Genomic DNA, 6,681 nt, shown 5'->3' on the forward strand with positions numbered 1-6,681 from the left:
CAAGCAAGTGACCGGGCTGGAACGCTGCCAGTGCCGCAAGGCTCGAATTCAACGCAATCACATCGGTTGTGCTTTCCTGGTCTGGGTCCGGCTCAAGTCCTTGGCGGCTCAAACCGGTCGAACGGTCTATCAACTCAAGCATGGCTTACTGGATGACTACCTTATTCGACAACTTAAAAATCCTTCGCTAGAAATGCGTCTTGCGTAAGTCCTGTTTCCGTTGATTTAACCCGCGAGTCAGGGTCTTAAGGAATCGATTCACCGAATTTGGGATGGTAATGTCCAGATCAAGCAAAGGGTACGCCGGGGGGTTAGGAACAGTCTTCACATCGCGGGAGGTGCCAATCACATCAACGCCACGCTCGACCAGCGCTTCCGCGGTAGCTCTCCCGATGCCGCGTGACGCCCCGGTAATCACCGCCAGCTTTCCGCGCAAGTCGATCTCGGGTTCAAAATTCTCCAAAGGGTAATATCGAGGATTAAGTGTCGCGTCCCCGCCTTCAGCTTTGGCTGTACCGACCATCAATACATTGCCAAACACCGAGGGCAACGCGATGGAGGCGGCTGCGACGGCGGTGGGTACCTTTAGGAAATTCCGCCTAGTGATTCCGGAGGGTCCCGATGGCATGTGGAGACAAACATTCGGTATTTCTTCTTTCTTTTTCATGGCGCTCTCCTATTTGTGGACGCATGGGGTGTTATTGCCGGACCACAGGCTAGCGATATACTTTTTGTGCGTCATCACTCGTTCGAGTGAGACGAACACCGATAAGACGGCTCAACTTTTCTAATAGGAGGGACGGAACTCATGGCCGACTCAGCCATGCCTTGCTCGTTGGAAGATTTCTCTGCGGTAGTCGAAGTGATTTACGACTGTGTGATCCAGCCGGAGCGATGGCGGGAGGCGGTGCGGATGATCTGCGCCCTGTGCGAGAGTCCCTATGGGTCGGTCGCGGTTTTTGATCTTGAGACTTGCGACAACATCCGGCTCTACGATCATGGGTACAGTCCGGACTACTGGTTTGAGTATCAGCGTTACGCCAACGAACATCCCATTCTGCCCGCCGTAAGGCTCATGCCAGAGGGCGATGTCACCACCATAGCGCTGGGTTGCGGCGATGAGGAGTTCTTCGGTAGCCGCGTCTATCGGGAATTCTTGCAGCCACGCGGCCAATGCGACTTCCTTGGTCTTTTAGCGCTGCGCACCGGTTCGCGTATAGGTTACTTGCACGCCTGCCGGAACGTCGATCAACCCCGCTTTGGCGACGATCAGGTTCGAATATTCAAGCTTCTGTCCAAGCACGTGTGCCGGGCGATGAAGATCTCCGATCTATTCGATTTGCGCATCATGCAAACCGATACGCTTGAGCAAACCCTCGATGGCCTTGCGGCCGGCGTGTTCCTTTGCGCTCGCGATGGCCGCGTCGTGTACATGAACAGCGCAGCCCGACGTCAGACCCAGGCCGGGCAGGCGCTTCGCATCGTCAGCAATCGCTTGTCGCCGATCGACCCGAATGCGTCGCGCCAGCTTGCCTCGGCGTTGGCGAACGCCGTGGACGACGAGGTCGAGACGCTGCACGGTGGACACTCGATCGCACTGCCCGATCGCGCTGGTGCCGGGCTGGTTGCGACCGTACTGCCGCTCAACCGGGGCAAGCGGCAAAGCATCTCGAAACCGTTTACGGGGGCAGCCGCGATATTCGTGCAGGATCCGGCGGTCTTACCGTTGTTTCCGGGGGAGGCGTTCGCCAAACTCTATGGTCTGACCGGCGGAGAATTGCGCGTCGCGCTTGCCATGGCGCCTGGTCTTCAGCTCGAAGAGATTGCCGACATGCTTGGGATCGGCTTACAGACTGTTAAGACCCACCTACAGCACATCTTTCAGAAAACGAACACGTCACGGCAGGCAGACCTGGTCGCGCTTATGTCCCGAGTTTCCGGCCCTATAAAAGCACACTAATTGTAATGTCCGAATTTAGGTCGACTTATCAGTAATTGCCGCGTGAATCTCGAATGACAGGCTTCTGAAACAGCCAGCCGTTCATATTGGCTCTGCCAACGACCGTAGATGGCGGGGATCGGTACATCAATAATCGGCGGAGGCACCGGCAGGAATGAGCGCCGAACCAGTCGTTCGAGGTCTCGATGCGACCGCCGGCTTTGGGCACGTACTGCTCGCTCGACCTTGAAGAGAGCAGTCGTTCGTGAACGGCCGGTATTGGTCAGGGCGAATGACCGATGAGGCCGAAAACCGGACGCACATTGGGATCAGCCTGACAGGCTCTAATTTGGCCGGAGGGAGCCAATCGGCCAATCTAGTCAAGCTGACTTATTTTGGATTAAAGGCAGATTTACGTTCACCCAACCGGCTGTGGGTTGTCGATGCGGCTTGGACTGAAAGTTCACTGGTTACTTAAAAGCCAGAGTATCTGGCAAAAACGAGGAAATCTGAGACGCCCGTCTTAAATTGGGATTGGCTGAGAACGAGCCGTGAAAAAATAAGGGCATCCCGCTCGGAATGCCCCTTTTGTTTTGAGGAAGTCGATCAGCGAATCAACCGCTTCGCCAGTGCCACCTCCAAACTATCTCCGTCCTGGTTCAGCACATCCAACCCCGTGTCCGCCATGTCGCCCGAAGTCGACTGGCTGACCGCGATCTTCTTAGCCATAAGGCTTAGGCAATCGATTTGGGCCGTATCCTCGTAGCCGAGGTAGAACACGTCGGCCGGCTGCTTTTGCCCGATGCACCAGGAGCGCCGCGAGGCTTGCTGGACGGTGTAGACGTTGTAGCCCGACTGGAGGAACACAATCGCAGGAAAATCCAGCAAGTCCAAACCGGTCTTGACCAAGTCCGGATTGCAGATCAGGACGTCGATGCCCCGATCGACCTGATCGAGAATCCAGTCTTCCCGCTTGGACGTTTCAACACTGGACCGGAGTACCGCCGCCTTGAAGCCTTCCGCCTGCAACAGGCTCTTTAGCCGTTGCGAAGTGTCGCGCGTGCCGGTCAGGTTTATTGGCTACTGACCGGAAAACCACGATCCAAAGCCGGGCATATCAGCCCCGAGATCGGCGAAAACACACGCAATCCAAAAGGGGCTGACTAATCGCTCGATAAGCGTGGACAAGAGGGGGGGTAGTATCGACCAATACCACGTCAATCTTCGCCGCGAGTCAGGGCCATGATTTCATCCGCGCTCATCTTGACCGTGGCGACACCGCGGAGGGCGGCAAAGCGGTTCGCGGGCTTCTTGGTTTCGGCGGGGAGAAGGAGCACCTGTCCCTCTTCCGTAACCTTGAACTCCACCGCACTGCCGGGTTCTAGTCCAAGAAGATCCCGAACGGGTTGGGGAATCGTGACTTGCCCCTTGCGGGTCACTGTTGTACTCATGAATCGTCCCCGAGGTAGTACCTTGCGCCAGAAGAGTATTAGCCCTAGCCGAGCATCGCAAGCCATTCGTCGGGACATTCCAAAGCCGATGTTTACCGTCAGGCAACACTATCCGCGGGGGACCTTGCCTTTTGACGTTTTCTTAACGCCGAAAGGGCTTGGCCACCGGCAGGCTTTGCAATAAGCCTCAAAAATGAACATCGAGTTCTTGGGTTTTCTTATTCTCGGGCTGTGCCAGTGGCACAGATCAGAGGTGGACATCTCTATCGGCAGTGAAAGGGGCAGGCTTTTGTTATCTGCTTTTAATTCGGTGGTTCTCGTCTCCACAAGGGAACTGACGATGCGTACTGAAATGGAAAAAGCCGAAGGCAAACAATAAAGAAAGCCTGCCCAGGACCCAAAGCAACGCTTGAGTAATTGGCAAAATGCCATTAATCTGCCGGCATATTGCTAACAGGAGGACCGCAGACGATGGCATCTCACTCCAACACCGTATCCGAGTCCAGCGGTTCCCGCTACGGTCATTTTCTGGCACGTTTGGGCGCGCTGCTCGATTTCCCTGGGCGCTTAACCTCGGAGGAGGATCTTATTCGCGAAGCGCCGCTTAGGATGAGACCGACAGTCCTGGATAAGCTCGCCGAAGAGGGCTTGACGGCGAAGGAGCTGGCCATGGTGTTGCCACCCCGCACCCTATCCCACCGGCGCGCCCATCAGCAATCCCTGTCGCCCGATGAATCCGATCGGGCTCTGCGAATGGCTCGGCTCGTGGCCTTGGCGGAAACCGTGTTCGGCAATCGGGACAAGGCCCTTCGCTGGCTACGAAAGCCACTCAAGCGACTCGACCATAGAACCCCTATGGAGATCCTATCCACCGAGCTGGGCGGTCGGATTGTCGAAGAGTACCTGATTCAAATCGATGAGGGCTTTGCCGCCTGATGCGCATTTGGCGCATCAGCAACTACGCGGATCTCCGTGGCAGCGGCGGGATTCGGGCCAGCGGGCGCTGGCACAGCCGCGGAAGTCCCATTGTCTATTGCGCTGAGAATCCCGGAACCGCGCTCCTGGAGGTACTGGTTCATCTGGAGATCGACGATCCCGAAGATCTGCCGGATAGCTATCAATTGCTATCGATCGATTTGCCGGATGCCGTGGTTCGAAAAGAACTCGACCGGGCATCGTTACCCGATGATTGGCGGGAACGCCCGGAGGTGACGCGATCGCTGGGGGATGCCTGGCTGAAGGGCATGGACAGTGTGGCACTGATTGTGCCGAGCGCCATTGTCCCTTATACCGTCAATGTCTTGATCAACCCGCTTCACGCGGATAGCACTCAGCTCCGCATCCTGGCCGCGGATCGTTATCCCTTCGATGCGCGTCTTTATAAGGGCTGTGGCGGATCGACATCCTGAAACACGACACGCGACAACAGACCGTGCGTATGCTCTCGCCTAGACTGGAACATTTTCCACGCGGTGCATGACGGCTTCGGCGATCTCCTAAGCCCGTTCGACAGCGATACCCTGATGGAAGTCGATCGGCAAGGAATGCTCCGTTTCTTCCAGAACGGTGAAGGAACGCTGGTGGCCGGCGCGCGGATGAACCGTCGTCTTCAACCCATTAGGTGTTGTCGTAGTACGGCAAGTCATTGCTGGACCAACCGAAATAGCGGTCACGGGTGTCGGGCGCCTCATCCTAGAAACGGCAGTTAACCGCTTAGATGGACTAGAAAAGCCCGATGAATCAAGCGGGCGGGCCGAGATTTGCTACTGGCTTGGGGCAGGATACTCTCCGTTAGCCCCCACGCCATACCGTCAGAAAGCGCCACCAGCCATTTATAGATCTCAACAACACCTTTCGCAGTACGTTCGGACAACCGCCCATTGCGCCATACGGCGACAAAAAGTCCAAATAAAACCGATTATTCGCCGACGACCGATTTAAGTCCCTGAAAGGCTTTCAATTGATCGGCATATCGCTCCAGCCTTCGCAGCTCACAGAGGCAAACCGAGTGCGACAGGTTCAACTCGAGCAATATTTGATGAAACCGGAGATACTGGCGCCGTACGGCCGCAGGTTGGGCTCGCAACAGTTTCAGTGCGGTCGCACTTTCCAGCTGCAAATAGGGCTGCCGTCCCTTGACGCCGGATTTGCGCCAGCGTAAATAGACCGCGCCGGTCTTGAGTTTTTGAACGCTCAGATGCATCGGCCAGGGGGCACGGAAGATTTGCTTGAATTCGTCCACGACCTTGTACATGGCGGCCATGATTTCGTCGAGTTCCTGATGGAGCCGGCGAATGCGGTTCCATACTTCGGTTTTGCCGATGGGCTTTCGTTCGGACATCCAAGGACAACAGGCGACATCGAGTCTTATGGGTTTACGTGTTTTTCAGGCTGTGTCACTGGCACACCTCGGAAATGGCCGCACTTGCCCTTATCCCTTAAAAAGGTAAAAGCCTTTTAAGGGGCTATCCGGTCCATATCTACCCGATCCGCTTCGTGGGTACCCATGACGTGATTCAGAGAGCATGCGTTCGGTCAGTGCGAACTCGCTGTTTCCTTCGGTTCGCCGGAGGGCGGCTTCCGGCGCTGCCCCGCCTTCGCCACAATCAGAGGCTGCTCGATCAGGCCGAGCTTTTCGGCACCTCGAGCGACAGGATCGGTTGACGTGGCATTGCGCCGAAGGTTCGGGGCTGTCGGCGGTTGACCGATCAGACTCCAATGCGACCGTCGACGCCGCACTCGCCGGACCGTCGGCATCGGTAATCGGTTGCGGTTTGTCGACCGCGGACGTCGATTGTTCCCCATGGGCAATAAAAAAAGCCTTGCAACTTCTCGCAAAGCTTTGATGTTATTGGCTGGGGGACTAGGATTCGAACCTAGGTTGACGGCGTCAGAGCCCGTTGCAACGTGCCGCAAAGTCACGAAAAGGGCCTACATACAAGCACCTACAAACCGGACCGTCACAAAGAACTCGGAAAGCGTGACAACGGCGTTGACACTTGGTTGACAGACAGCCAGTGAAGCCGCAACCCGCTCATCGATTGCGTCGCCATTTTTTACGAAACCTTTTGGGACATCCAAGTCTCCAAAAGGAGCAAAAAATTGGCGACGAGTATTGCCTTCGGCGCCCCGGCCGTCCTGCGTTCGACAGGTCCCGACCCAACCAGGGGTCGGGACCTGGCTCCACAATGACTCGACGCCCGGTCGCGATGCCTTGTGGGTCGCCTACGACCGCCGCTCTCGCGGCGACCTCCGGCCACCCACCCGGCGCTTGGGCTTCCGGGGACTACT

At 56.6% G+C, this 6,681-nt stretch carries 8 protein-coding genes and 1 pseudogene; 5 read left to right on the forward strand and 4 right to left on the reverse strand.

Annotation, left to right across the window (positions count from 1 at the left end):
* A pseudogene (locus VEB01_RS05135) lies at positions 1–208 on the forward strand (IS701 family transposase); the annotation flags it as partial.
* Here the strand turns inward: VEB01_RS05135 and VEB01_RS23285 are convergent.
* Positions 188–667, reverse strand: a complete 480-nt coding sequence (locus VEB01_RS23285) for an SDR family NAD(P)-dependent oxidoreductase (protein ID WP_324873405.1) — start codon at positions 665–667, stop codon at positions 188–190. The pseudogene VEB01_RS05135 and the gene VEB01_RS23285 sit on opposite strands and share 21 nt — an antisense overlap.
* Before the next feature lie 141 nt (positions 668–808).
* Here VEB01_RS23285 and VEB01_RS05145 point away from each other — a divergent pair, with 141 nt between their 5' ends.
* The gene (locus tag VEB01_RS05145; RefSeq protein WP_324873407.1) at positions 809–1,960 is read left to right on the forward strand and encodes a helix-turn-helix transcriptional regulator; all 1,152 of its coding nucleotides are present in this window, start codon (positions 809–811) and stop codon (positions 1,958–1,960) included.
* A 585-nt stretch (positions 1,961–2,545) separates the two neighbouring features.
* Here VEB01_RS05145 and VEB01_RS05150 read toward each other — a convergent pair.
* On the reverse strand, positions 2,546–2,968 hold the full coding sequence (locus tag VEB01_RS05150) for a hypothetical protein (protein WP_475441446.1): 423 nt from the start codon (positions 2,966–2,968) through the stop codon (positions 2,546–2,548).
* 188 nt (positions 2,969–3,156) lie between these two features.
* Positions 3,157–3,390 (reverse strand): AbrB/MazE/SpoVT family DNA-binding domain-containing protein, encoded by a 234-nt coding sequence (locus tag VEB01_RS05155; RefSeq protein ID WP_324873409.1) that lies wholly within the window; start codon positions 3,388–3,390, stop codon positions 3,157–3,159.
* A gap of 193 nt (positions 3,391–3,583) precedes the next feature.
* On the opposite strand from VEB01_RS05155, the gene VEB01_RS05160 reads away from it, so the two are divergent.
* The 3 genes from VEB01_RS05160 to VEB01_RS05170 all read left to right on the forward strand — a co-directional run bounded on the left by VEB01_RS05160 (position 3,584) and on the right by VEB01_RS05170 (position 4,799).
* Positions 3,584–3,769, forward strand: coding sequence for a hypothetical protein (locus tag VEB01_RS05160; RefSeq protein WP_324873410.1), 186 nt, complete (start codon positions 3,584–3,586; stop codon positions 3,767–3,769).
* Between the two features lie 92 nt (positions 3,770–3,861).
* Complete coding sequence (parS, locus tag VEB01_RS05165; protein WP_324873412.1) at positions 3,862–4,326, forward strand: type II RES/Xre toxin-antitoxin system antitoxin; 465 nt, start codon at positions 3,862–3,864, stop codon at positions 4,324–4,326.
* Entirely contained in the window at positions 4,326–4,799 is a 474-nt protein-coding gene (locus VEB01_RS05170; RefSeq protein ID WP_324873413.1) for an RES family NAD+ phosphorylase, read from the forward strand. The genes parS and VEB01_RS05170 overlap by 1 nt, the downstream gene beginning before the upstream one ends.
* Before the next feature lie 509 nt (positions 4,800–5,308).
* Here the strand turns inward: VEB01_RS05170 and VEB01_RS05175 are convergent.
* A complete protein-coding gene (locus VEB01_RS05175) occupies positions 5,309–5,731 on the reverse strand; it encodes a hypothetical protein (protein ID WP_324873415.1) in 423 nt (140 codons plus the stop codon).
* Positions 5,732–6,681 lie beyond the last annotated feature (950 nt).

Source organism: Methylocaldum sp. (assembly GCF_035627495.1).
Lineage (GTDB): Bacteria > Pseudomonadota > Gammaproteobacteria > Methylococcales > Methylococcaceae > Methylocaldum.